The sequence below is a fragment of the Nonomuraea fuscirosea genome, assembly GCF_035917475.1.
Classification (GTDB): domain Bacteria; phylum Actinomycetota; class Actinomycetes; order Streptosporangiales; family Streptosporangiaceae; genus Nonomuraea; species Nonomuraea fuscirosea.
This window is the reverse complement of the sequence record NZ_CP109074.1, coordinates 11346356-11369484: the sequence shown is the minus strand read 5'-3', so window position 1 is coordinate 11369484 and position 23129 is coordinate 11346356. Positions and strand designations below refer to the sequence as shown.

19 protein-coding genes are annotated in these 23129 nt (G+C 71.6%); 11 read left to right on the top strand and 8 right to left on the bottom strand.

The genetic code is table 11. The features are described 5' to 3' along the window. Positions 1–3 precede the first annotated feature (3 nt). Complete coding sequence (locus OIE67_RS52495) at positions 4–1620, top strand: SMI1/KNR4 family protein (RefSeq protein ID WP_326634685.1); 1617 nt, start codon at positions 4–6, stop codon at positions 1618–1620. A gap of 147 nt (positions 1621–1767) precedes the next feature. Then, positions 1768–3216, top strand: coding sequence for an ankyrin repeat domain-containing protein (locus tag OIE67_RS52490; RefSeq protein WP_326634684.1), 1449 nt, complete (start codon positions 1768–1770; stop codon positions 3214–3216). 19 nt (positions 3217–3235) lie between these two features. Here the strand turns inward: OIE67_RS52490 and OIE67_RS52485 are convergent, their stop codons facing one another. Then, positions 3236–3997 (bottom strand): MBL fold metallo-hydrolase, encoded by a 762-nt coding sequence (locus OIE67_RS52485; RefSeq protein ID WP_326634683.1) that lies wholly within the window; start codon positions 3995–3997, stop codon positions 3236–3238. 22 nt (positions 3998–4019) lie between these two features. Continuing rightward, positions 4020–5297, bottom strand: coding sequence for an NAD(P)/FAD-dependent oxidoreductase (locus tag OIE67_RS52480; RefSeq protein WP_326634682.1), 1278 nt, complete (start codon positions 5295–5297; stop codon positions 4020–4022). Between the two features lie 152 nt (positions 5298–5449). Here OIE67_RS52480 and ligA point away from each other — a divergent pair, with 152 nt between their 5' ends. After that, complete coding sequence (gene ligA / locus OIE67_RS52475; RefSeq protein ID WP_326634681.1) at positions 5450–7537, top strand: NAD-dependent DNA ligase LigA; 2088 nt, start codon at positions 5450–5452, stop codon at positions 7535–7537. Between the two features lie 51 nt (positions 7538–7588). On the opposite strand, the gene OIE67_RS52470 is transcribed toward ligA, so the two are convergent. Then, a complete protein-coding gene (locus OIE67_RS52470; protein WP_326634680.1) occupies positions 7589–8008 on the bottom strand; it encodes a winged helix-turn-helix transcriptional regulator in 420 nt (139 codons plus the stop codon). Positions 8009–8288: 280 nt separating this feature from the next. Here OIE67_RS52470 and OIE67_RS52465 point away from each other — a divergent pair, with 280 nt between their 5' ends. The 4 genes from OIE67_RS52465 to OIE67_RS52450 all read left to right on the top strand — a co-directional run bounded on the left by OIE67_RS52465 (position 8289) and on the right by OIE67_RS52450 (position 13164). Continuing rightward, positions 8289–9026: an MBL fold metallo-hydrolase gene (locus tag OIE67_RS52465; protein WP_326634679.1), complete on the top strand. Its 738-nt coding sequence runs from the start codon at positions 8289–8291 to the stop codon at positions 9024–9026. Positions 9027–9196: 170 nt separating this feature from the next. Further along, complete coding sequence (locus OIE67_RS52460; protein WP_326634678.1) at positions 9197–9889, top strand: restriction endonuclease; 693 nt, start codon at positions 9197–9199, stop codon at positions 9887–9889. A 225-nt stretch (positions 9890–10114) separates the two neighbouring features. Further along, complete coding sequence (locus tag OIE67_RS52455; protein WP_326634677.1) at positions 10115–12370, top strand: hypothetical protein; 2256 nt, start codon at positions 10115–10117, stop codon at positions 12368–12370. A gap of 110 nt (positions 12371–12480) precedes the next feature. Next, positions 12481–13164 carry a tetratricopeptide repeat protein gene (locus OIE67_RS52450; protein ID WP_326634676.1) on the top strand — a complete coding sequence of 228 codons (684 nt, stop codon included), beginning with the start codon at positions 12481–12483 and terminating at the stop codon, positions 13162–13164. Positions 13165–13324: 160 nt separating this feature from the next. Here the strand turns inward: OIE67_RS52450 and OIE67_RS52445 are convergent, their stop codons facing one another. From OIE67_RS52445 to OIE67_RS52430, 4 genes are all read right to left on the bottom strand, one after another. After that, a complete protein-coding gene (locus OIE67_RS52445; RefSeq protein WP_326634675.1) occupies positions 13325–14443 on the bottom strand; it encodes a serine hydrolase domain-containing protein in 1119 nt (372 codons plus the stop codon). 69 nt (positions 14444–14512) lie between these two features. Further along, the gene (locus tag OIE67_RS52440; protein ID WP_326634674.1) at positions 14513–15562 is read right to left on the bottom strand and encodes a tartrate dehydrogenase; all 1050 of its coding nucleotides are present in this window, start codon (positions 15560–15562) and stop codon (positions 14513–14515) included. Positions 15563–15618: 56 nt separating this feature from the next. Beyond that, a complete protein-coding gene (locus OIE67_RS52435) occupies positions 15619–16506 on the bottom strand; it encodes a LysR family transcriptional regulator (RefSeq protein ID WP_326634673.1) in 888 nt (295 codons plus the stop codon). A gap of 115 nt (positions 16507–16621) precedes the next feature. Next, complete coding sequence (locus OIE67_RS52430; protein ID WP_326634672.1) at positions 16622–17419, bottom strand: Clp protease N-terminal domain-containing protein; 798 nt, start codon at positions 17417–17419, stop codon at positions 16622–16624. A gap of 63 nt (positions 17420–17482) precedes the next feature. Here OIE67_RS52430 and OIE67_RS52425 point away from each other — a divergent pair, with 63 nt between their 5' ends. The 4 genes from OIE67_RS52425 to OIE67_RS52410 are packed head-to-tail and all read left to right on the top strand — an operon-like array spanning position 17483 to position 22097. Beyond that, positions 17483–18964, top strand: a complete 1482-nt coding sequence (locus tag OIE67_RS52425) for a serine hydrolase domain-containing protein (protein ID WP_326634671.1) — start codon at positions 17483–17485, stop codon at positions 18962–18964. Next, a complete protein-coding gene (locus OIE67_RS52420; protein WP_326634670.1) occupies positions 18954–20153 on the top strand; it encodes an AAA family ATPase in 1200 nt (399 codons plus the stop codon). The genes OIE67_RS52425 and OIE67_RS52420 overlap by 11 nt, the downstream gene beginning before the upstream one ends. Further along, positions 20146–21339, top strand: a complete 1194-nt coding sequence (locus OIE67_RS52415) for a vWA domain-containing protein (RefSeq protein ID WP_326634669.1) — start codon at positions 20146–20148, stop codon at positions 21337–21339. Before OIE67_RS52420 ends, OIE67_RS52415 begins: the two co-directional genes overlap by 8 nt. Then, positions 21336–22097: a hypothetical protein gene (locus OIE67_RS52410; RefSeq protein WP_326634668.1), complete on the top strand. Its 762-nt coding sequence runs from the start codon at positions 21336–21338 to the stop codon at positions 22095–22097. Before OIE67_RS52415 ends, OIE67_RS52410 begins: the two co-directional genes overlap by 4 nt. 56 nt (positions 22098–22153) lie before the next feature. Here OIE67_RS52410 and OIE67_RS52405 read toward each other — a convergent pair whose 3' ends face one another. Further along, complete coding sequence (locus OIE67_RS52405) at positions 22154–23068, bottom strand: LysR family transcriptional regulator (protein WP_326634667.1); 915 nt, start codon at positions 23066–23068, stop codon at positions 22154–22156. Positions 23069–23129: the final 61 nt, after the last annotated feature.

Genomic DNA, 23129 nt, shown 5'->3' with positions numbered 1-23129 from the left:
GCCATGGCTGAGAAGATCACCGATGCGGCACCTCCGGGTTGGCGGCGCGCCGAGGTGCGGGGATACGCCACCGGCGACGGCGGATCCGGGCACCACGGCCTCCGGTTCGACCCGGCGGGAGACGGCGGCGACATCGACCTGCATCCGCAACTGTCCGCCGTGCACACCCACTACGGAGCCGGCGGCGACCATCTGTCGATCGAGCTGACCGTCGAGGCCAGGGGCCGGTTCGAGGCGGTGGTCAGCGAGTCGCTGGTGCGCGAGGACGACCGCGGCTTCCTGTACGTGCTGCGCCCCGGCGTCCTCCCGCCCGACCCCGGCACCTACCAGCCGGGCCCGTCGATGGCCACCCCGGCGGGCAATGCGCAGGAGGCCGTCGCCCTGCTCGGCGCGTACCTGCGCGGACGCGACCGCGCGCTGCGGGGCAAGGACACCTACGCGCCCCCGCCGGCGCTGCCCGAACACCACCGCCGGTGGCTGGAGGCGCGGCTGCAGGTCCCGCTCCCCGACGACCTCCAGGCCCTGTACGCCCACGTGGACGGCGACGGCGGCGAGGGACTGCTGGCCGACCACCACTGGTTCGGCCTCGAACGCCTCGAGAAGCTCAGCCGCCCGGAGAACCGCACGTGGGCGGCGGGCCGCGCCTGGCGGCACCACCTGCGCCGGCCGCTGGTCACCAGCACCGGCGGCCCGCCGCTGGCCGTGCGCCGCGCCGCGGACCACCCGCACTGGATCCCGTTCGCCACCGACCCCCAAGGCGACTTCCTGGCCGTGGACCTGGCGCCCGGCCCCGGCGGACGCCCGGGCCAGGTGATCCGCATGGGCAGGCACCACGACGACGGCCCCGTCTACGTCGCCGACTCGGTCACCGGCCTGCTGCGCCGACACGTCAAGGCGCTGCGGGCGGGCTCGTACGAGGTGGGGCAGGGCCGGCGGATCCGGATCGACATCGACGGCCAGGACGAGCCCGAGCCCGACAAGCCGGACGAACTCACGATCGCCGGCGCCGACGCCGCCTCCATGCGGGGCCTGCACCAGCACGTCCAGAAGCTCCACATCCGCAACGCCCCCTGGGCCGACCTCGCCCCAGTGCGCGGTGCGCCGATGTTGTGGCAGGTGAACGTCGAGAACTGCCCCGGCGCCGACCTGGCCCCGCTCCAGGACACCCCCGTGGAACTGCTCGACCTGGCCATGGACCGGATCGACCTGGCGCCGCTGGCCGAGCACGCCACGCTGCGCTTCCTGACCCTGCGCACCAGCCGTCCGGTGGACCTGGGGCCGCTGCTGTCGTGCCCGCGTCTGTACGCGCTCGACCTGTCCGAGGCGTCCGCGATCCGCGACCTCAGCGTGCTGTCCGAGCTCAAGGACCTGCTCTACCTGCGGTTGCGGCGCGGTCAGTGGGAGGAGTTGTGGGAGCGGTCCGGGCATCCGCCGGGGCTGGCGGCGGCGGGCCTCGCCGCCGAGCCGCCACGGGAGAAGGGCTGGTGGTGGTCGGGCGAGCACGCGGTCGAGCCGTCGTTGCGGACGGTCGCCGGGTGGGTGGCCGACCTGGCGGGCGACTCGACGGACGTCCGGCTCATCAAGGGCCGGCTCTCCCGGCGGCGCAGACGGTCTTTCTGACGAGGCGTATGCTGGTGGGCGGCGCTTTCAGGGCGCCCCCGGTCCGCGGGAAGGGCCAAGCCCACCTGATGATCCTCGCACCACCCGGCCCGACCTCTTTTCCGGCCTGAGCATGCGGACGGCAGGCCAGACGGAAAGGAGGCCATCGTGCCCGTCCATCGGCTGCCCGACAACCCCAGCCTCGAACGGCTCCGCAAGCAGGCCAAGACGCTCCTGCGCCAGGTGGAGGCCGGCGCCCCCGAGGCCCGCGGGCTGGTCGCCGAGTTCCATCCCCGGCCGCCGCACCCGTTCAGACTGTCGGACGCGCAGCTGGTCACGGCCCGGATGTACGGGTTCGCGAGCTGGCCCCGGCTGAAGGAGCATCTCGGCACCGTCGAGCGCTACACCCGCTCACCGCATCGCGTCACGCCTCGGGCGGAGCCGCCGGAGGAGTTCCTGCGGCTGGCCTGCCTCACGTACGGGGCCGACCATCCCAGGCGTACCGGTGAGGCGGCGCTGCTGCTGTCCCGGCAGCCCGCCATCTCCACCGCGAACGTCTTCACCATGGCCGCCACCGGCTCGGCCGACGCCCTGGCCGCGACCCTTGACGACGACCCGGGGCTCGCGCGCACGCAGGGCGGGCCGTTCGGCTGGGAGCCGTTGCTGTACCTGACCTACGCCCGCCTGCCCGCCACCCCGGGGCGGTACGTGGAGGCGGCCCGGGTGCTGCTCGGCCACGGCGCCGACCCGAACGCCGGCTTCCTGTGGGACGGTCTGACCTCCCCCTTCACCGCGCTGACCGGCGCGTTCGGCGGCGGCGAGCAGGACCAGCCGCCGCACCCCGAAGCGCTCGCCCTGGCCAGGCTGCTGCTGGAGGCCGGCGCCGACCCCAACGACAGCCAGACCCTCTACAACCTGGGCCTCGGCGGCTCCTTCACCGACGACACCGCGCACCTGCGGCTGCTGCTGGAGTTCGGGCTCGGGAAGGGCGGGAACGGGCCGTGGCACGCCCGGCTGGGGCCCACCCTGGGGTCGCCGCGCGGGCTGCTGCGGGAGGAACTGGCCACGGCGGCACTGCGCGGAGGGCCACGGCGGGTCCGGCTGCTGCTCGCGCACGGGGCCGAGGTCGACGGGATCGGCGGGCATCCGGTGTTCGGGGGGCGGACTCCGTACGAGCTGGCGCTGCTGAACGGGCACACCGAGGTGGCGGAACTCCTCGCCGCGGCGGGAGCGTCGGCGGTGCTGGAGGAGATGGACGCGTTCACCGCCGCCTGCATGCGCGCCGACGCCGCCGCGGTGGCCGCGCTCGGCCCGGACGTGCGGGCCCGGGCCCTCGCCCGGCACCCCGAACTGATCAACCGCGCCGCCGAGCAACGCAAACCCGCCGCGGTACGCCTGCTGGCCGGCCTCGGCTTCGACGTGAACCACCCGCACGGAGGCACCCCGCTGCACGCGGCCGCCTGGAACGACGACGTGGAGACCGCCAGAACCCTGCTGGACCTGGGCGCCGACCCCACGCTCAAGGACAACCGGTACGACGCCACCCCGCTCGGCTGGGCGGAGCACGGCGGCAAGGAACGCGTGGCCGCCTATCTACGCGACACGACCCTCCTCTAGTCCTCGCGGTGCGCCATCGTCATCGACTCACTGATCGCTTCTCCCCGAGCGGGACGGAGAGTCCTTCCTCGGCCGCCAGCACCTCCCCGCCGAACTCCTCCCGGGCGGCGGCCACGGAGGCGGCCCGGTCGTTGCCCGGCCAGAAGTGGGTGAGCATCAACCGGCGTGCGCACGCGCGGCGGGCCCAGTGACCGGCCTCCGTGGAGGCCAGCAGATTGCGGACGGGGCGATCGGCCTCGCCGTCGCGGTCGGTGGCCTCGACGATGAACAGGTCGGCGTCGCGCCCCAGTTCGGCGAGCGCGGGAGCCGGACCGGTGTCGCCGGTGTAGGCCAGGGCGACACCGTCGGCCTCCAGGCGGACGCCGGCGTTGGGCACGTGGTGCGGCAGCGGCAATCCGGTGACGGCGAACGGCCCCACCCGGTGACTGCCTGGCAGCGGATGCACGTCGAAGACCGCGTGGAGGTCGACGTCGGGCTCCAGCCCGCTGATCCGGTCGAGCACGCCCGGCGGGCAGTACAACGGCAGCCGTGGGCCACCGGGGTCGCCGTAGAACCGCATCCGGAACAACCCGTGCAGGTCGATGCAGTGGTCGGGGTGCTCGTGGGTGACGACGACAGCGTCCACCGCGCCGTCCGGCCAGTGCGCGAGCAGCCGCGGCAGGGTGGCGTAGCCCAGGTCGAGCAGCAGCCGGTAACCGTCCCAGTCCACCGCGAACCCGCTGCAGGCCCGGCCCGGCTCGGGAAACGCACCGCAACTGCCGAGGACGGTCACTTGGCGCATCCGTACAGGATGCCAGTTCCCCTCAGCGAATCGCCCGCTCAGCGGCCGCGCGGACGGCCTCGCGGCGCGACCTGAGGTCGGCGAGCACGGCGTCGGCGGCGCGGCGGCCGGAGACCAGGGCGCCCTGCTGCGAGCCGGTGTCGCGGTGGTCGCCGCACACGTACATCCCGCTGCTCAGACGCACGGGCCTGCGCAGCGGGTGCGGCGGGGGCATCGCGGGCAACGCCGCCGCGATCGGGTACGTGGCAATGTGCTCCCAGCCGGAGGTGTCGCCGTAGATCTCGTCCAGACGCCGCCGGACCGGCTCCTCGTCGGTGATCAGCCCCAGCACCGACGTGGACACCAGCGCCCGCCCGTCGGCCGAGTACTCGGGGGCGGCATCGGTGAGGACCAGGGTGTCGGTGATGACCCCGGTCGCGTCGATGATCTGGATCGGCTCACCGAGGGGTGAGCGCGGGGCCGCATGGTAGAAGGTGGTCACCGCACGCATCGGCGGCACCTCGATCTCGCTCAACAGCTCACCCGCCGCCCCGGGGTCCGCCGCCACGACCACGGCCCGCGCCTCGATCGTGGCCCCGTCCGCGAGCCGGACACCGTCGGCCGCGACCTCGCTCACGCGGGCGCCCAGGGTGATGGTGTCCGAGGGCAACCGGTCGGCGAGCTGGCGCGGGATCTGTCCCATGCCCAGCGCCGGCACCCCGATGGTGCCGCGCGCGAACGACCGCCAGAACAGGTGGAAGACCCGGCTGGAGGTCTCCAGGTCACGTTCGAGCAGCACGCCGGCGAGGAAGGGCCGCATCAGGCAGTCGATCATCTTCTCGGACATGCCCCAGGCGCGCAGCTCCTCGTCGGTACGCCGTTCGCGCCCGCCACGCAGCCGGGAAGCGGGCGCGGCGAGGTCGCGTGCCGTGACCGCGCCGAGCACGGCGGTGTCGCGCATCGTCCCGACCCCGGACAGCGGCCCGCTCAGCGCGTGCCTGGGGTGCCGCCAGGGCAGCATCACCCTGGCCCGGGCCGTGCTCCCCTGCACGATCATCCCTGAGGCGAACGGCCGCAGGTCGAGCGCTCCGATGTCGAGGACGTGGCGGGCCTCGGGGTAGGCGGTGTTGAACACCTGGTAACCCCGGTCGAGCCGGAACCCGTCGACCACGTCCGTACGCACCCGGCCGCCGACGTCGTCGGACGCCTCCAGCACCCGTACCGGCACACCGGCCTCGTGCAGCCGTAGCGCGCAGGCCAGCCCCGCCATGCCCGCGCCGACGACGATAGCGGGCGCACGCGTTCCCCGATCACTGTCCATGCCTGCGCCCCTACCCGCGTCCACGCAGCTCAGACGTACCCCTGCGAACCGGACGGTGGCCTGGGCAGCACCCGTCCTACGGAGATGAACCGTCGTCGCGTACCGGCGATCTGGGGGGCCGGATTGTCGGTGCGGGACGACATGATGGACCCATGACCGAGACACCCCCCATCACCACCCTGGCTGACGACACGGCCTACGCCGAGGCCGTTCAGCTGGCCGTCGACTCGGCCGCCGCCTACTACGCGGACGGCACCTCGACCCTCGACGACGACGCCTACGACCGGCTGGTCCGCGGCATCCAGGCGTACGAGGAGGAGCATCCCGAGTCGGTGCTGCCGTCGTCGCCGACCGGCAAGGTGGCCGGCGGGGCCGTGGTGGGCGACGTGCCGCACACCGTGCCCATGCTGAGCCTGGACAACGTGTTCGGCGCCGAGCAGCTGGCCGACTGGGCGGCGGGGCTGGAGCGCCGGCTCGGCCGGCCCGTCACGGTGTGGAGCGTGGAGCCGAAGCTCGACGGCCTGGCCATCTCGGCCCGCTACCGGCACGGCCGCCTGGCCCAACTGGTCACTCGCGGTGACGGCACCGCCGGCGAGGACGTCTCGCACGCCATCGGCACCATCGTCGGCCTCCCCGACCGGCTGGCCGACGCGGTCACGGTGGAGCTGCGCGGCGAGGTGATGATGACCGCGTCGCAGTTCGAGGACGCGTGCGCCAAGCGGCAGGCGCACGACGGCACCACGTTCGCCAATCCGCGCAGCGCCGCCGCCGGCACGCTGCGCGCGCAGGACCGGCCTTACGTGTGCGAGCTGACCTTCTTCGGCTACGGCGTGCTGCCGTCGCCCGGCGACGACTCCGAGCTGGCCACCCGGCTGCGCGGGCTACCGCACAGCGAGGTCATGGAGTGGGTGGCCACGCAGGGCGTGCAGACGACGGCCGTCACGCCGGTGGCGGGCATCGTGGCCGAGACGCTGGAGCGGGTGCAGGAGCGCGTCGGGGAGATCGCCGGCCTGCGGGCCACGCTGCCGTTCGGCATCGACGGCATCGTGATCAAGTGCGACCTCGCGACCGACCAGGCCGAGGCCGGGTTCAGCTCCCGCGCGCCCCGCTGGGCCATCGCCTACAAGCTGCCCGCCACCGAGAAGATCACCAAACTGCTCCGCGTGGAGTGGAACACCGGCCGCACCGGCATCATCGCGCCGCGCGCCGTGCTGGAGCCGGTCGAGCTCGACGGCAGCACCGTCACCTACGCCACTCTCCACAACGTCGCCGACATCACCCGGCGCGGCCTGATGCTCGGCGACAGCGTGACCGTCTACAAGGCCGGCGACGTGATCCCGCGGGTCGAGGCGCCGGTGGTGCACCTGCGCACGGGCGACGAGCAGCCGATCGCGATCCCGCAGGTCTGCCCGTCCTGCGGCGACGCCATCGACACCTCCCAGGAGCGGTGGCGGTGCGTGCGCGGGCGCGGCTGCCGGGCGATCGCGTCCATCACCTACGCGGTCGGCCGCGACACCCTCGACATCGAGGGTCTGGCCGAAAACCGCATCCAGCAGATGCTCGACACCGGCCTGATCGCCGACTTCGCCGACCTGTTCTTCCTGACCAAGGAGCAGCTGCTCGGGCTGGAGCGCATGGGCGAGACCAGCAGCGACAACCTGATCGCGGCCATCGAGCAGGCCAAGTCCCGCCCGCTCAGCAGGGTGTTCGCCGCGCTCGGGGTGCGCGGCACGGGCCGTTCGATGAGCCGCCGCGTCGCCCGCCACTTCGCCACCATGGACGCCATCCGGGCCTCCGACGCCGAGGCGATCCAGCAGGTGCAGGGCATGGGCCCGGAGAAGGCACCGGTCGTGGTGGACGAGCTGATCGAGCTCGCGCCGCTCATCGACAAGCTGGTCCGAGCCGGCGTCAACATGACCGAACCCGGCGCCACCCCGCCCTCGGCCGAGCCCCAGGAGCCATCGGCCGACCTCCCCCTGGTCTCGATGTCGGTGGTCGTCACCGGCACCATGACCGGCCCCCTGGCCCAGCTCTCCCGCAACGAGGTCAACGAGCTGATCGAGCGAGCCGGCGGCAAGGCCAGCTCCAGCGTCTCGGCGAAGACGTCCCTGCTGGTGGCCGGCGAGAAGGCCGGCTCCAAGCGTACGAAGGCGGAGAGCCTGGGGGTGCGCATCGTCAGCCCGGAGGAGTTCGCGGAGCAGGTGAACGCCTTCTTGTCGACCGACAACGTCAGCGCTTAATCCTCTTACGACACTTTCCGCAAGCAAGCAGCGGACAGACCACGCTCCTGGTCAGCCGCTCGTCACCGGGCCCGGGGAGTCGGCGGCGTCGTAACGCCGCTGGGCGGCCTCCAGCTCCTGGGTGTTGGCGCTGAACCAGCTCAGCAGCGCGCACAGCTGCTGCGCCAGGCTCTGCCCGAGTGGCGTCAGGCGGTAGCTGACCTGCGGCGGGACGGTCGGCTCCACCAGGCGTTCGACCAGTCCGTACCGCACCATCGACTTGAGGTGCTGCGACAGCACCTTCTGGCTGATGCCGCCGATGTGCCGGTGCAGGCCAGAGAAGCGCATCGGCCCAGGAGCCAGCGCAGCGATGATCAACGCGCCCCACCGGCCGGTCACCTGGGCCATCACCGGCCGCGTAGGGCAGTCCTTGTCGAAAGCCTCCGCCGGAAGCTGGGCGAGAACGTCCTTGAGCTGCTCACTCACCGTCATGTCATCAGCTTACAAAAAGGTACGTACTTACTAAAAGACACCGACGCTCCTAGAGTCGACCCACGGAACCACGAACAACCACGACGAAGGGACTCGGAGTGTCTACAAGCCGCATATCCCCGGCCTTCCTGGGCTGGGACCTCGGAGGCGTCGTCGTACGCCGCGTCGACGAGATCGACATGTCACCGGCGACCAGTCAATGGCTGCTGCCCGATGCCACACCGGAACAGTTGCGACACTCCTGGCTGCGACCGACTTCACGGACGGCACGGCCTTCGCGATGCACGTACACCTCTTCGCGATCGAGGCGAACGGCAGGCGCATCCTGGTCGACACCGGCATCGGCAACGACAAGCCCCGGCGGATACCCGACGCCGACAACCTGCGGACCCCGCTGCTGAACCGGCTGACCGCCGCGGGCTTCGCCCCGGACACCGTCGACCTGGTGATCACCACGCACATGCACGTCGACCACGTCGGCTGGAACACCCACCTGGTCGACGACCGCTGGACACCGACCTTCCCGAACGCCCGCTACCTCACCGACCGCAGGGAATGGGACTTCTGGACCGCCGCCGCCGAAAGCGACGAGGACGTCGCCCAGACGTACCGCGACTCCCTGCGACCCATCCGCGACCACGGCCTGTACGACCTGCTCGACATCCCCGCCTCAGGCCTTGAGGTGGCCGACGGCGTCCGCCTGCTACCGACCCGCGGTCACACGCCCGGCCACCTGTCGGTGAAGCTTATGGGCACCGGCCGCGACGCGCTGATCAGCGGCGACAGCCTGCACCATCCCGTGCAACTGGCCTACCCCGACATGGGCAGCGTCGGCGACGTCGACCCCACCGAGGCACGCACCACCCGCCACCGCCTGCTCACGGACCTGGCCGGCACCGACGACCTACTGCTGGGCACCCACTTCACCCACCCCACCGGCGGCCGCGTCCAGCAGCGGGACAGCCGATTCCGGTTGCTGACCGATTCCCCTGCTCTGCTCTCACCCGCCTCGTTCTGAACGATCGGGCTGTCCCCACCCCCAGCCTTTTCCCTTCTCTCATCGAAACACCTGAAATTTCCTCGCAAAAAGCCGGTTTGAAATACCGCCGGCCGTGTGCTCTTGGGCACGGATTCTGTCGGTGCCGTCGTTCATAATCGCCAGCGAGACCGACCTTCAGGGAGGGATTAATGGCGAGGCGACCGGGACGCTCAGGCCGTTCGGGGCGATCAGGGCACCGCAGACGCCGGCGGAAGACCGGCGGAAACGAGGGGTTGTGGCTGCTCGGCATCGGGGTCACGGCCATCGCGATCACCGCCGTGGTCAAATACGTCTCGGAAAACCCGGGCTGGGCCACGACCATCGCCCTCCTTACGGTCGCGGCCCTCTGCGGCGGCCTTTTCCTGCGATATCGGGCCATCCAAGCCCGTCGGGTGAAATTCCTGGCGGCCAACACCGAATTGGCCAAGGTCGACCTCATGACCGGCCCCCAATTCGAGCACCTGATAGCCGAACGCATGACCGCCGACGGCTTCCGCCGCGTCCAGCAGCGGGGAGGCAAGGGCGACGGCGGCGTCGACATCACCGCCACCGCCCCCGGCGGAAAGCCGTACGCCATCCAGTGCAAGCGCTACAGCGGCAACGTCGGAGCCCCGGAAGTCCGCAACTTCCTCGGCGCCCTCGCCAACACCTTCGCCGGCCACACCGGCGTCCTCGTCACCTCAGGCCGCCTCACCCGCCAGGCCCGCGAGGAGGCACTCAACGCCCGCCAGCCCCTGCTGCTCGTCGAACGCGACCGCCTCGCCGACTGGCTCCTCGGCACCCTCACCCTCCTCCCCCGCCGCCCTCTGCCGTTGGTCGAAGGCGAGGAGCCGGCCGGCTGACCCCAGCCCGCCCGGCGACGTCCCGCCGGGCGGTGGCTACCTCCGATTCGCCCGCCCTTCCCGCCGCCGCCCGAAGGAACCGGCCGAGTCGACCGGCCGAACCGAGCACCGCCCTCACCAGACGTCTGCCGGGCCAATTGATGATCGACTCGGCGAGGGCGGCTCCGTTAATCTTGGGCGTTTCGATCTTCCCCCTCTGCTCCTCCCCTGCCTCAGGAACCGCCCGTGCCCCGCCATGCCCTCGCTCGGATCGTCGTCGCCGTCTTCGCCGCTCTGGTCATCACAGCGGGTGTGGTGGCGGTGGTGTACGGCGACGCCCGGCTCCTCGTGCTGCTCGTCTACCGGGAGTTCGCCGAAGGTGCCGATGAACTCGTGGAATTCGACGCAGACCTGCTGGTGATGCTGGTGATGCTGGTCGGGATGGGGTTGGCGCAGGCCTGGGGGCTGGCGCAGATCCTGCCTGGACGGCGGAGCGGCGGGACGACGAGCAGGCACGCGCCGCCCGTCGCCGCTACCCGAGCACCCGGCGACGGCGAGGGGAGCGAGGGCGGCCGGAGTGACGAAACCCGCCGAAGCCGCGATCAGCTGCTGCTGCGGGCGGCCCTGTATGCCTTGATGGCGATCGAGCTGACCGACCATCTGCCTTGGCCCGACGACCTGCCCAAGGCCGTCGCGCGCATCGCGATCGTCGTGCTCCTCTACCGGGTGATGAGCACCGTCTCCCGGACGCTGCGACTGGTCGCGCTGGTGGTGGGGCTGTACCGGCCGATCCTGGCACTTGTCGCGATGGCGCTGGACCTGTTCGGGGTCGCGCGCGACGCCCTTCCGCCGGGCGGCAGCCTGGCGTGGGTGGTGTGGATGACGCTGATCGTGGTGGCGCAGGCCAGGGACGGCAGGTGGGGGCGGACGACGCTGTGGGCGGGGGCGGTGATGGCCGCAGGGCCGTTCCTCCTGCCGCTGGTCGCCTACCCGATCACCCAGACCTTCGTCATCTACGAGGCGAGCCGGATGCTCCTGGACGTCTTCACCGTGGTGTGGCTCGGCCGGTCCGCGATCGAGGTCGCGCGCCCGCCCAGGGCTCCGCGTCCGCGCGTGATGGGTACGTTCCGGTGGCGGCCGTGGGAAGTGGTCGCGGTCGGGCTGCCGTTGCTGCCGACCGCGGTCAACTGGACGAACGGCGTCTTCCTGTGGCTCGGACCCCAGGGGGCGATCGCGTCGTGGTTCGCGAGAACCGGGTGGTATCTGCAGGAACTCTGGCTGCTGATCTCCCTCGCCGGATGCGGCGGAGGAGCGGCCCTGGTGCTGGCTGTCGTGCTCCGGCACAGAAGGGCCGATGGCGAGGGCCGGGGCAGGCTGCGCCAGGGGGTCGTCGCGGCGTTGTCGCTGGCGGCGGTCGCTGGGGTGGTGGAGGCGGTCACCGGAAAGGACAGGCCCGCGCCGCCGTACGATGGTGTCCGGATATTTCCGGAACAGTTGCTCGACTCCGCACCAGGCATCTCCCCGCTCTGGCACAGCGCCGCCTTCACCGGATCCGCCCTCATCCTGCTCTTCCTGTACGGCGAACGACCCCGTCCACGGAAGCCGTATCAGGTGGCCATGGCGAGCCTGGCCACGGTCGCGCTGCTGGCCCTGGTGCCGGCGGCGGACCACACACCCGGCCGTACCACGACGAGAAGCGAGTGCGAGAACCCCTCGGAGGCGACCGGCGAGCGGGCCTTCGTCTGCGCCGTGCGGAGGCTGGACGCCCCGCCGTTCCGTCCGAGCATGCCCGACCAGCGGCTGATCGCGTACGGGCACCGCATGTGCGGCGTCTACACCCGCGGCGACGCCCTTGAGGCGGCGACCTTCAAGCTGACGTACGGCGTCCATCCGCGCGAGCAGAAGTACCTCCTGGAGGGCATCTGCCCGAAGGTCGCGGCGGAGTTCGACGCGGCGGTGGCCGAGGAAGAGGCCGAGATAGCGGCATGGAACGCCGAGCAGCAGGCCATGTGCGACCAGGCTCCCCGCCACCGGCCGAGGATCGAGCCGGTCCGGGCCGTCAGGGAGAAGAAGCCGGTGTGGACGGAGTTGCCGCTGGAGGCGTTCGACGAGGAGGCCGACCTGGACGACGATCTCGCGTGGCGGGCCAAGGAGGGTGACCTGGTGGTCACCGCACCCGGCCGCCTCGCCATCCTCGTCAACACCGAATTACGCATGTGCGTCACCACCGAGACCTACGACCACCGCCCGCCCGTCGAGACGAAGGGCTGGGACCACGTCGTCGAGGCCGGATACGAAAGCCGCGACGGCACACTCATCCTCGGCGACAGCCTGTCCGGCGTCACGCTCCCCGACCTGGCCGCACGTGGCAAGCGCCACTACCGCGTCCGCGTCCACTACGCCTGGCTGTCCTGGAAGGGCCAGCAGCAGGCCGGCCAGCGACTGCTCATCATGGCCTACCCGGGGCGCGGCGACGAGGTGATCGTCCACCGCAAGCCATGACCACGTCCTGGGATCGCGGCTACGTCCGGGCCGAAAGCTTGTCGAGATCGTCGGCGCACGGTCTCATGGACCGCGGACGAAGGGGTGTCGCCGAGGTGAGCGGAGCAGGCATGGACGGACCTATCGAGAGGGCCAAGCTGTCCTACGAGCGTGCTGTCTTCGCCGGTGAGGTCGGTGGGCTGGCAGCGGCGGAGCGGGAGCTGGACAAGGTCGAAGCCGATCTCGCCCTGGCCCGTGGGCGGATCCTGCACGCGCGGTTCTTCGACGACCGGCGCGAAGATCCGCGTGAGCTGGAGCTGTTCGAGCGGGCCACCCGCCTGTACCGGACGCTGGGCGAGGCGGCGGGCGAGGCGGAGTCGGTGTTCTGGGAGGGGTGCTTCCACCAGGTCGTACGGGGCGACCACGACCGCGCCGTTCCTCTCCTTGAGCAGGCGTACGAGCTGGCCACGGCGGCGGGCGACCCGTACACCCGGTCGGAAGCCCTCCGGCACTTGGGGATCGCCGACCATGCCGCTGGCCGGCTGGACTCCGCGCGAGAGCGTCTGGAGGCGGCGGCACAGCAACGCCGGGAGATCGGGTTGCCGGCCGGTGCTGCCGCCGACCAGGTAGGGCTGATCTACATCGCCGCCGCGCAGGGCCGGTGGGACGACGCGGTGGCGCTGGCCACTGAGGCGTACGCCACCGCCGAGGCGTGCGGGGCCCACCGCATCATGCGGCAGGTCGCGGAGGCGCGTGACCACGTCATGGCGCAGAAGGTCGATCATGGCGAGACCCGCGATCAGCGCGCACCTTGAGCCGCCGCGACTTCGCCGCCACCAACTCGCCGCATGGACGGCGCTGTCGCCGGTTCAACGCTCATGGTCACCGGGCAGCGGTCGGCTGCCCGGTGACGGCTCGGACCAGGAGCGGAGGGCGACGTCCGTCCCGGACGGCGGTCGGCTGCCCGGTTATGGCTCAGGACTTGGCGCAGAGGGCCGCGTCGAGGGCGGATTCGACGTGGTCGCGGGCCTCCTGGGTTTCCGGGAGATGGGTGACGGCGATGGCGGCGGCGCGGCCGTCGTCGGTGGCGGCGTTCGTCGTGTAGTAGCCGGGGATGGCGCCCCCGTGCCCCCAAGCCGTGCCCCCGCAGGACAGCTTGACGGCGCTGAGGCCGAGCCCGTATCGGCCGCCGGGGCCGAGTTCCGGCGCCTTGACCGTGGTGCGCATCTGCTTGAGCTGCGCGGGCTTGAGCAGCTTGCCGTCGAGCAGGGCGGAGAAGAAGCGGTTGAGGTCGCCGGGGGTGGAGATCATCTGCCCGGCGGTCCAGGCCTGGGACGGCTCGTACGTGGTGACGTCGGTACGCGGCTTGGCCGGGTCGTCGCGGTGGTAGCCCTTGGCGTGCGGCGTGCGCAGGGTCTGGTCGCCGACGTTCGGGAAGTAGGTGTGGGTCAGGCCGATCCGGTCGATGGTCCGCTTGGTGATCTCCTCGATCGCCGGCCGGCCGGTGACCTTCTCGATGATGAGGCCGGCGATGATGTAGTTCGTGTTGGTGTAGACCCATTTGGCGCCGGGCGCGAACTGGGCCTTGTTCTTCAGCGCCAGGTCGAGCAGTTCGCGCGGCTGGAAGTAGGTGTGCTGGTAGGGCAGGGCGCCCTTGGCCAGGAAGTCGGTGTACTCGGGCAGGCCGCTGGTGTGCTGGAGGAGCTGGCGCACGGTGATGCGGCGGCCGTCCACGCCCTTGCCGCGCAGCAGGCCCGGCAGGTACGTGTCGACCGGCCCGTCCAGCTTGACCTTGCCCTCGCCCACGAGCTGCAGCAGGGTCACGGCGGTGAAGGTCTTGGTGTTGCTGCCGATCCGCACGTACCCGTCGACCGGCACGTCGTCGCCCGCCGTGTAGTCGGTCATCTTGCCGTGGCGGTCCTGGACCGACGCCTGCACGGCGGGGAACTTGTCCTTGCCGACCAGGTCGTCCAGCACGTCCTGGAGCGGGGCCGAGGTGGCGTCGGCCTGCGCCGGGGCGATGGCCGGGCCGTAGAGGACGGCGAGGGCAAGGGCGGAGACGCCAGTCCACCGGCGAGTACGTACGGGGATCATGCGGTCAAATTTACGGAGATTCCCGGCAGGTGATCGATCCCGCTGCCGGGAGATCCTTGGTAGTGCCAGCTATACCAAGAGCGCGAGAACGGCCTGGGTGAACTCGTCCGTGCCGGCCGTCCCGCCCAGGTCGCGGGTGCGTACGTCGCCCTTGGCCAGCACGGTCGCGATGGCGGCCACGATCTGCTCCGCCGTTTCGGCGTGGCCCAGGTGGTCCAGCATCATGGCGGCCGACCAGATGGCCCCGATCGGGTTGGCCACCCCTTGTCCGGCGATGTCGGGAGCCGAGCCGTGCACGGGCTCGAACATCGACGGATATTCACGCTCCGGGTTGAGGTTGGCCGACGGCGCGATGCCGATGCTGCCCGTCACCGCCGCCGCCAGGTCGCTGAGGATGTCGCCGAACAGGTTGGAGCCCACGATCACGTCGAACCGGCCCGGCTCCAGCACCAGCTTGGCGCAGAGCGCGTCGATGTGCTCCTGGTCCCAGCGCACGTCGGGGTGCTCGGCCGCCCGTTCCTGGACCAGTTCGTCCCAGAACGGCAGCGTGTGCACGATGCCGTTGGACTTGGTGGCGGAGGTCAGGTATCCCCTGCGGCGGCCGGCGAGCCCGAAGGCGTAGTCGAGCACCCGCGTCACCCCGGCCCTGGTGAACACCGCCTCCTGCACGGCCATCTCGTCGGGGAAGCCGCGGTTCATCCGGCCGCCGATCTCGCTGTACTCGCCCTCGGTGTTCTCCCTGACGACCACGAGGTCGATGTCAGTGGCGCGTACGGGGGCCTCGATGCCGTCGAACAGGCGTACCGGGCGGAGGTTCACGTACTGCCGGAAAGCACGGCGAATCGGGATGAGCAGGCCCCAGAGAGAGACGTGGTCGGGCACGCCGGGGAAGCCGACCGCGCCGAGGAAGACGGCGTCGAAGCCGCGCAGCCGCTCCAGGCCGTCGGCGGGCATCATCGTGCCCTCGCGCAGGTAGCGCTCGCACGACCAGTCGAACTCGGTCAGCCGGAGCTCGAACCCGTGCCGCCGGCCCGCGGCCCGCGCCACCTCCAGGGCCGCCGGGGTGACTTCGAGCCCGATGCCGTCTCCGGGGATCACGGCGATGTCATGCGTCGTCATGGGTCCGATTCAAGCGGTGGACGGAGCATACGTCCAAGATGAGCCCCCGATCCGATCTATAGGCCGCGCCTATAAGCGCGAGCCGTCGCCAGGAACGCGGTGGCGGCCGGGGTGAGCCAGCTCTGCCTGCTGACCATGGCCAGGTGCAGCGAGGCCGGCGGGTCGAGGTCGAAGACGAGCGCGCCCGCCCGCTCCGCCAGCGTCCGCCACGCCTCGGCCAGCACGCCGACGCCCACGCCCTTGAGCACCAGCGGCAGGAACGACTCCCGGTGCTCCGACTCGACCGCGATCGACACCTCCACGCCCGACGCGCGGATCTCCTCCACCAGGCGGCGCAGGCCGGTGCCGTGCTCGCCGACGATCAGGCGCTGGCCGGCCAGGCGTTCGCGGGGCAGCGTGGAGGCCGGCTCGAAGGGGCCGTCCGGCGCGGCGACGAGCACGAAGCGCTGCTCCTCGACAGGGTGCAGGCGCACGTCGGAGACCATGGGCAACTCCCAGGCCGACAGCAGGCCGAGCTCCGTGACGCCCGTGCGTACCGACTCGATCACCGCCTGCGGCACCGGCGCGTCCCGCACGACGACCCGCACGTCCGGGTGCAGGCGGCGGAAGCGGTCGATCATGCTGCTCAGCGGCTCCACGGCCGGCGACGGCATCGCGGCGATGGCGACGCTGCCGCGCACCATCCCCTCGACGGCGGCCACGCTGGCCCTGGCCACCTCCATGCTGCGGACGACCTGCCTGGCCGGCTCGATCAGCGCCCGTCCCGCGTCGGTGAGCACCACGCGCCTGCCGACGCGGTGGAAGAGCAGGCTGCCCAGGTCCTTCTCCAGCGCCTTGATCGCCTGCGAGAGCGAGGGCTGCGCCATGAACAGCGCCCGCGCGCCCTTGCTGAATCCTCCGTGATCGACGACGGCGAGGAAGTATTCGAGCTGCCGGACGTCCACACGCTGCTCCGCTCCCATAGGCCCGACCTATCGATGACCCTAGCTCGTCGAACCTCCGCACCGCCTTCCGCGTCCCGACCCGACGGCGCGCGGAGAGGTCACCGTGACGATCGGATCAGGACTCCCTGGAACGCAGGAACGCCTCCAGAGCCGCGCGGACGGCCGCCCGCGTCGGCTCCAGGTCGATGCCGTGATCGCGCAGGAACGTGCTGGACCTGTCACGCAGCAGGCCCAGCAGCATGTGCTCGGTGCCGACGTAGTTGTGCCGCAGCTCGGCCGTCTCGGCCAGCGTGGCCGTCAACACGCGTCGGGTCTCGGGCCCGATGGGGATCGTCGCCTCGGAGCTCGTCCCTGTGGTCCCGGGCCCGGTGATGCTCGCGCCCGAAGCCCCGGACCCTGCGGGGCTCGTCGCCGTCGCCTCCGAGCCGGCGGTCAGGCCGCGGGCGAGTTCGACGCGGAGGGCGGACGGATCCACCCCCTGAGCGGCGATGGCGTGCACGGCCAGCGTGTCGGGGTCGTCGAGGATGCCGAGCAGCAGGTGGTCCACGCCGATGGCGGGCTGTTCCAGGCGGCGGGCGTGGGCCTCGGCGCGTTCGAGGGTCTGCTTGGCGCGGGCCGTGTAGCGGTCGAACGCTCCCGACTGCGCGAGGTCCGCGACGGTGAGGCTGGACCAGCGGCGGCCGTAACGCTGCTGGGCGGCCTGGCGGCTGATGCCGAGGTGGTCGCCGATGTCGGACCACGAGCAGCCTTCGGCCCTGGCCAGCTCGACCAGGTAGCCGAGCAGCCGGTCACCGATGCCCTGTAGATCGGACAGCACCCCTTCGGCCACGGTGAGGCGGCTGAGGGGGTCGGCGTCGGGGTCGCGCTCTTCGACGATCGACAGCAGGGCGGTGAGGTCGGGTAGCTCGGGCACCGTTCCATTATGCCGTCAAGGCTTGCCTTGACACTATCCGAGCGTCAATGCGAGCCTTGACGCATGGACATCGATGGCTTGGCCGAGGCGCTGGACGCGTTCGTGCCGGAGATCATGGATCACTGCGGCACGCCGGGGCTCTCGATCGCGGTGGGCGTCGGCACGGAGGTGGTGCTGACCAGGGCGTACGGGCACGCCGACCTGGCCACCGGCCGCCCCATGACGACGGACACGATCGGCCCCACGGGGTCGGACGCCAAGGCGTACACCGGCGTGGCCGTCCTGCAGCTCGTGGAGCGGGGCCTGATCGGGCTGGACGACCCGATCGACAAACACCTGCCGATCGTCAACCCGCACGGCCCGCGCCCGATCACGCTGCGCGACCTGCTGACCCACCGCAGCGGGCTGGGCATCAACCTGGGCAATTTCGACCGTGTGCCGCCTCCGCCGCTGGAGGAGCACTTGCGGCGGGTGTTCGCGGCCGGGCGATCCGACGCGTACGGGGGCGCGCTGACGCCGTTCTGGGCCGGGCCGGTGGGGGCCGCGTACCAGTACAGCAACGTCGGGATCGCCGTGGTCGGACGGCTCGTGGAGCTGCTGAACCCTGAGGGCGTCTCTTTTTCGGAGTACGTACGCGAGCACGTGTTCGCGCCGCTGGGCATGTCGTCGAGCGTCTTCCCCAGAGCGCAACATCCCGACTTCGTCCCGGCCGAGCTGCTCGCACGCCGTTCGACCGGGTACGCGACCCTGCCGGGCCTGCGCCTGCCGCTCCCCCAGCTCTACGCGGGCGACTACCCGGCGGGGTCCGCGCTGAGCACGCCGTCCGACCACGCCAGATTCGTGCTCGCCCTGCTCGGCGGCGGAGGCGGCGTACTGTCCGCCGGCACCGCCCGGCAGATGATCACGGCGCAGGCACCCGGCGGCACCCTCACCGGGCCGAGCCAGGACACCTCGATCGGCTTCGTCTTCAACGTCTTCGACGGCTCGGGCGGCTCGGGCGGCTTCGGACACCCTTATATCGGGCACGGCGGCGAGTACCCGTGGGGCTGGAGCCACTTCACCCGCGGCTGGACCGAGGACCGGATCGCGCTGGTGATCGCCGCGAACCAGCTGGACCTCGGCGACTTCGGCACCTCCGACCGCCCCAGTCACGCGGCCGCCCGGCTGGTCGCCGAGATCGTCACCACCTGGGTACACGGAGCCGACCCCCGCCGCCGCCACGCCCAGGACGGCCTCAGCTACCTGGCCGGACTGCTGACCGGCGACCGACTCACCACCCGGCTCGGCATCACCATCCGGCCTACCCCCGATGAGTTGGCCGGGATCGCGGAAGGCGCGGTCGTGGCTCCCGGCATTCCGTGGGATGCGCGGGCGTTCTCCGAGGCCGCCGGACAGGTACGGATGACGGATCATCCGCTGCGCGACAACGCCGAACTCGTCCGCCGCGAACTGCCCGCACACGAGCTGGAGCTGCTCAAACGGCAGTTGGGCGTGCCGGGACTCGGGGCGTTCTGGCAGGGGGAAGGCGTACGACGTGGCGTCTGACGAGCACAGCGAGCCGACGCCTGAGGAGCGGGACGAGACGACCGCTGACGAGCACAGAGGACCCGCAGCCGAGGAGTGGAGCGGGCCGGCCGTTGACGACTACGGCGGGACGGCGGCCGAGGCGTTGTCGATCGCGGTGTCGGCCGGAGTGCCCGCCCTGCTGTGGGGCAGCCCCGGCGCCGGCAAGACGTCCGCCGTCCTGTCCCTGGCCGAGTCACTGAACTGGCCGATCGAGGTCGTCATCGGCTCGATCAGGGAGCCGAGCGACTTCGCCGGCCTGCCGGTGATCGCCGACAGCACGGTACGGCTGGCCCCACCCGCGTGGGCCCAACGCCTGGCCACCGCCGGTCACGGCCTCCTCTTCCTGGACGAACTCACCACCGCGCCACCCGCCGTACAGGCGGCGATGCTCCGGGTGGTGCTGGAACGGACGGTCGGCGACCTACGCCTGCCCGACAAAGTACGCATCGTGGCAGCCGCGAACCCGCCCGAGGAGGCCGCCGACGGCTGGGACCTGGCCGCACCGCTGGCCAACCGCCTCGTCCACCTCGACTGGCCGGTGGACGGCAGGCGGATCGCCCGCGGGCTGGCCATCGGATTCCCCCGCCCGCCGCTGTCCGGCTTCGAGAGGCCGGCCTCGCCCGAAGAGGTCGCGCGGGCACGGGCGGTCGTGTCGGCGTTCCTGGAGGTACGGCCCGCGCTGGCGATCCAGGTCCCTTCGGGCGACGCCGCCGGCAAGGGCTGGCCCAGCCCCCGCTCCTGGGAGGCCGCCGCCCGCCTGCTCGCCGCCTGCCGATCCGCCGCCGTGCCGCCCGACGTGTTGGCCGTGCTCGTGGCGGGGGCCGTCGGGGAGGGAGCGGCGCTGGAGTTCCTGTCCTGGCTGGAACGCCTCGACCTGCCCGACCCGATGGCGGTGCTCGCCGACCCGGACGCGTTCGAGCTGCCCAGACGTGGCGACCGGGCCTTCGCCGTACTGACGTCGGTGGTGGCGGTCGCGGTGGCCGACGGCAGCGGCGACCTGTGGGACGCCGCCTGGCGCGTGATCGCCAAGGCCGCCAGAACCGCCCCCGACGTCGCCACCCTGGCCGCCCGCGCCCTCGCCCAACGCCGCCCGCCCGGAGCACGACTGCCGGTGGCGCTGCTGGAACTGACACCGATCCTGCGCGCGGCCGGACTGCTCCATGAGTGAGCCACTGTCCCCCGAGCTGTGGGAGAAGTGGGCAGCGGCCCGAGTATGGGCCGTGGCACGAGCACCGTACCTGAGCGGAGCACTGCTGGCCCTGGACCCGATCGTGGTGCCCGGCGAGATCAGGCGCTTCCCCGTCGACACGGCCTGGCACGTGTACGTCGGGGCAAAGGAGCTGGAACGGCGCAGCGTCCCCGAAGTGGGCTTCTGGCTGATCCACCACACCGGCCACCTGCTACGGGCCCACGCCCGCCGCTACCCGGGCACGAACGAACGCCTGGAACGCCGGAACTGGAACCTGGCAGCCGACGCGGAGATCAACGACGACCTCACCGACCTACCGCTACCACCGGACACGGTCACCCCGGCACGCCTGGAACTGCCAGAAGGCTGGACCGCCGAGCAGTACCACCAGGCTCTATCCGTACGGGTGCAGGAAGGCGACCGCCTCCGCGACGAACAGCCGGCGGACTGCGGGAGCGGCTGTGACGGTCAGCCCAGGCCGTGGGAGACCGACAGACCCGGGCTGTCCGCCACCGGCGCCCGGCTCACCGCGCTCGACACCGCCCGCCGCATCCGCGAACGCCTCGACGCCCGCGACGACGTCCCGGCCGGGTGGCTCCGCTGGGCCGACCAGGTGCTCGAACCCACCATCAACTGGCGACGCCACCTGTCCACCACCATCCGCCACGGCCTGGCCCAGGCAGCGGGCCGGGTGGACTACACCTACCGCACCCCGTCACGCAGGGCCGCCGCACTCCCCGGCATCGTGCTGCCGAGCCTGCACCGCCCGGCCCCATCGGTCACCGTGCTGATCGACACTTCAGGCTCGATCACCGAGGGCATGCTCGGACAGGCGTTGGCCGAGGTGACCGGCGTGCTGCGGGCCGTCGGCGTCGGACGGCGCAAGGTGACGGTGATCTCCTGCGACGCGCAGGCGTACCGCCCCCAGACCCTCGCCCGGATCACCGACCTACGACTCGGCGGCGGCGGAGGAACCGACCTACGGGCCGGATTCGAGGCCGCGCAAGCGTCGGGACCACCACCGGACCTGATCATCGCACTCACCGACGGACGCACCCCGTGGCCCGACCGTCCTCCCACCCGAAGCCGGGTCGTCGTCGGCCTGCTCGACAAAGGCGGGCAGGCACCTGCCTGGGCGCGAACCGTACAGATCGGAGAAGAATGACCCAGCACTTCGACCCGGCGCCCTACCGCGCGGCCGGCATCCCCGACGACGAGGGCTGTCGCTGGTGGGACTGGCGACTCACAGCGGGACAAGCCTCCGCGTGGCGACGGGCAGGGATCACCGACCCCGCACTCGCCACGCAGTGGACCACCGCCCGCATCACCCCAGAACGCATCGCCGCCTGCCGCGCCGCCGGGCTCGGCGCAGCGGAGGCACTGCTCTGGCACGAGTACGAGTTCACCCTGGACGAAGCGCTGACGTACCGGGAGAAGGGGTTCACCCCGGACCAGGCGTTCGACGTTGAACACGGCCGCGAGCCACGCCAGACGGACGACCCCACCGCGCCCGGCGACGCGTTCACCAGCCTGATGTCCTTCGGCTCCGACGACCCACGAGACCGCGTCCAGCGCTTCATCCGCCGCGCGGGCAACGCCGGGGTGCTGGTCATGTACAGCTACATCGACGCCGACTGGGTCGACGACGAAGCCATCGCCTGGGCCGGGTACGGCATCGACGCCTCCACCGCCCGCATGTGGCAGGAACTCGGCCTCCGGCCGGCCGAGGCGCGCCGCTACATCCAGCGGGGCCTCACCCCGATGGCGGTCGCCCGCGAGTGGTGGCAGGCCGGGATCCCGTACGAGGAGACCGCCTCCTGGGCAGGCGCCGGCCTCACCGCCCAGGAAGCCGTCGACCAGCGCGCCAGAGGAGTCACCGCCGAACAGGCCGAAACCCTCCGCGCCCTACGCGACGACTCCTGACCTCCGCGCCGTCAACGAGACACCACGCGCCCACCCACGCCGCCGCACTCCACGGGTCAATCCCCGTGCGGCAGTCGGGCCGCAACGGCTGGGGCCGGCTCGCCAGGCCGGATCTGCTCGACGGCGTGATGCAGCGCGCTGATGAAAGCCGTCGTCGCCGGCGGATCCGGCGGTTCGCCATAAGTAGCGAGATAGACCCGCCGCCGGAAGTCAGGCAGCACACTGACCTCGATGCCAGGCGCGTGGTGCGTACGCAACGTCAGCCCCGGCATGGTCGTCACCCCCATGCCCGCCGCGACCAGCGCCTGCTGAACGATGGTGTCGTCGGTGATGTACGCGATCGACGGAACGAACCCGACCATGGCGCACGCCTCAAGGAAGTCACGGCGGCAGTTCTCACACCCCGCGATCCAGTCGGCGTCACGATTGCCTTCCAGCGTCTGGCCAGGTTCGAGGCTGAGCAGATACATCGGGTCGTCGAACAGCAGCGTCGCGCGAACGTCGTCCGGAACCGCGTCGTCGTACCGGAAGCCGACCGCGACATCGACCTCCCCGGCCCGCAGCAGATCGAGCGCCACCCGCGGATGGGCCTCGACCAGGTGCAGCTCGATGCCGGGATGCTCACGGCGCAGGGTGCCCGCCGCATGCGGCACCAGCGCCGCGAGCGCCGACTGAAACCCGGCCACCCGGACCCGCCCGGTACGCAGACCCACCATCGCGGACAGTTCCGTAGCCGCGGTGTCCACCCGCCCGACGATCTCGGCGGCGCGACGGGCGAGGTGTTCGCCCTCGGGGGTGAGCCGGATGCCCCGGCCGACCCGCTGGACCAGCTTGGCCCCGGTCTCGGCTTCCAGCCTGGCCAGATGACGGCTGACCGCGGGCTGGGAGTAGTTCAGCTGTTTGGCGGCCTTGGTGACCGAACCCTGCGCGGCGATGGCCGCGAGCACCCTCAACCTCGGGATATCCAGCACATATACAGAGTACGCATGAATTACCACCAATATCATCATTAGACGTATAAGTCGCCGCTTG

Bases quoted from the DNA above. Each gene is read 5' to 3' on its own strand.
- OIE67_RS52460 (WP_326634678.1), top strand. From the start codon at position 9,197: ATGGCGAGGCGACCGGGACGCTCAGGCCGTTCGGGGCGATCAGGGCAC.
- OIE67_RS52445 (WP_326634675.1), bottom strand. From the start codon at position 14,443: ATGATCCCCGTACGTACTCGCCGGTGGACTGGCGTCTCCGCCCTTGCC.
- OIE67_RS52470 (WP_326634680.1), bottom strand. From the start codon at position 8,008: ATGACGGTGAGTGAGCAGCTCAAGGACGTTCTCGCCCAGCTTCCGGCG.
- OIE67_RS52465 (WP_326634679.1), top strand. From the start codon at position 8,289: ATGCACGTACACCTCTTCGCGATCGAGGCGAACGGCAGGCGCATCCTG.
- OIE67_RS52485 (WP_326634683.1), bottom strand. From the start codon at position 3,997: ATGCGCCAAGTGACCGTCCTCGGCAGTTGCGGTGCGTTTCCCGAGCCG.
- OIE67_RS52425 (WP_326634671.1), top strand. From the start codon at position 17,483: ATGGACATCGATGGCTTGGCCGAGGCGCTGGACGCGTTCGTGCCGGAG.
- OIE67_RS52440 (WP_326634674.1), bottom strand. From the start codon at position 15,562: ATGACGACGCATGACATCGCCGTGATCCCCGGAGACGGCATCGGGCTC.
- OIE67_RS52450 (WP_326634676.1), top strand. From the start codon at position 12,481: ATGGACGGACCTATCGAGAGGGCCAAGCTGTCCTACGAGCGTGCTGTC.
- OIE67_RS52480 (WP_326634682.1), bottom strand. From the start codon at position 5,297: ATGGACAGTGATCGGGGAACGCGTGCGCCCGCTATCGTCGTCGGCGCG.
- OIE67_RS52410 (WP_326634668.1), top strand. From the start codon at position 21,336: ATGACCCAGCACTTCGACCCGGCGCCCTACCGCGCGGCCGGCATCCCC.
- OIE67_RS52495 (WP_326634685.1), top strand. From the start codon at position 4: ATGGCTGAGAAGATCACCGATGCGGCACCTCCGGGTTGGCGGCGCGCC.
- OIE67_RS52415 (WP_326634669.1), top strand. From the start codon at position 20,146: ATGAGTGAGCCACTGTCCCCCGAGCTGTGGGAGAAGTGGGCAGCGGCC.
- ligA (WP_326634681.1), top strand. From the start codon at position 5,450: ATGACCGAGACACCCCCCATCACCACCCTGGCTGACGACACGGCCTAC.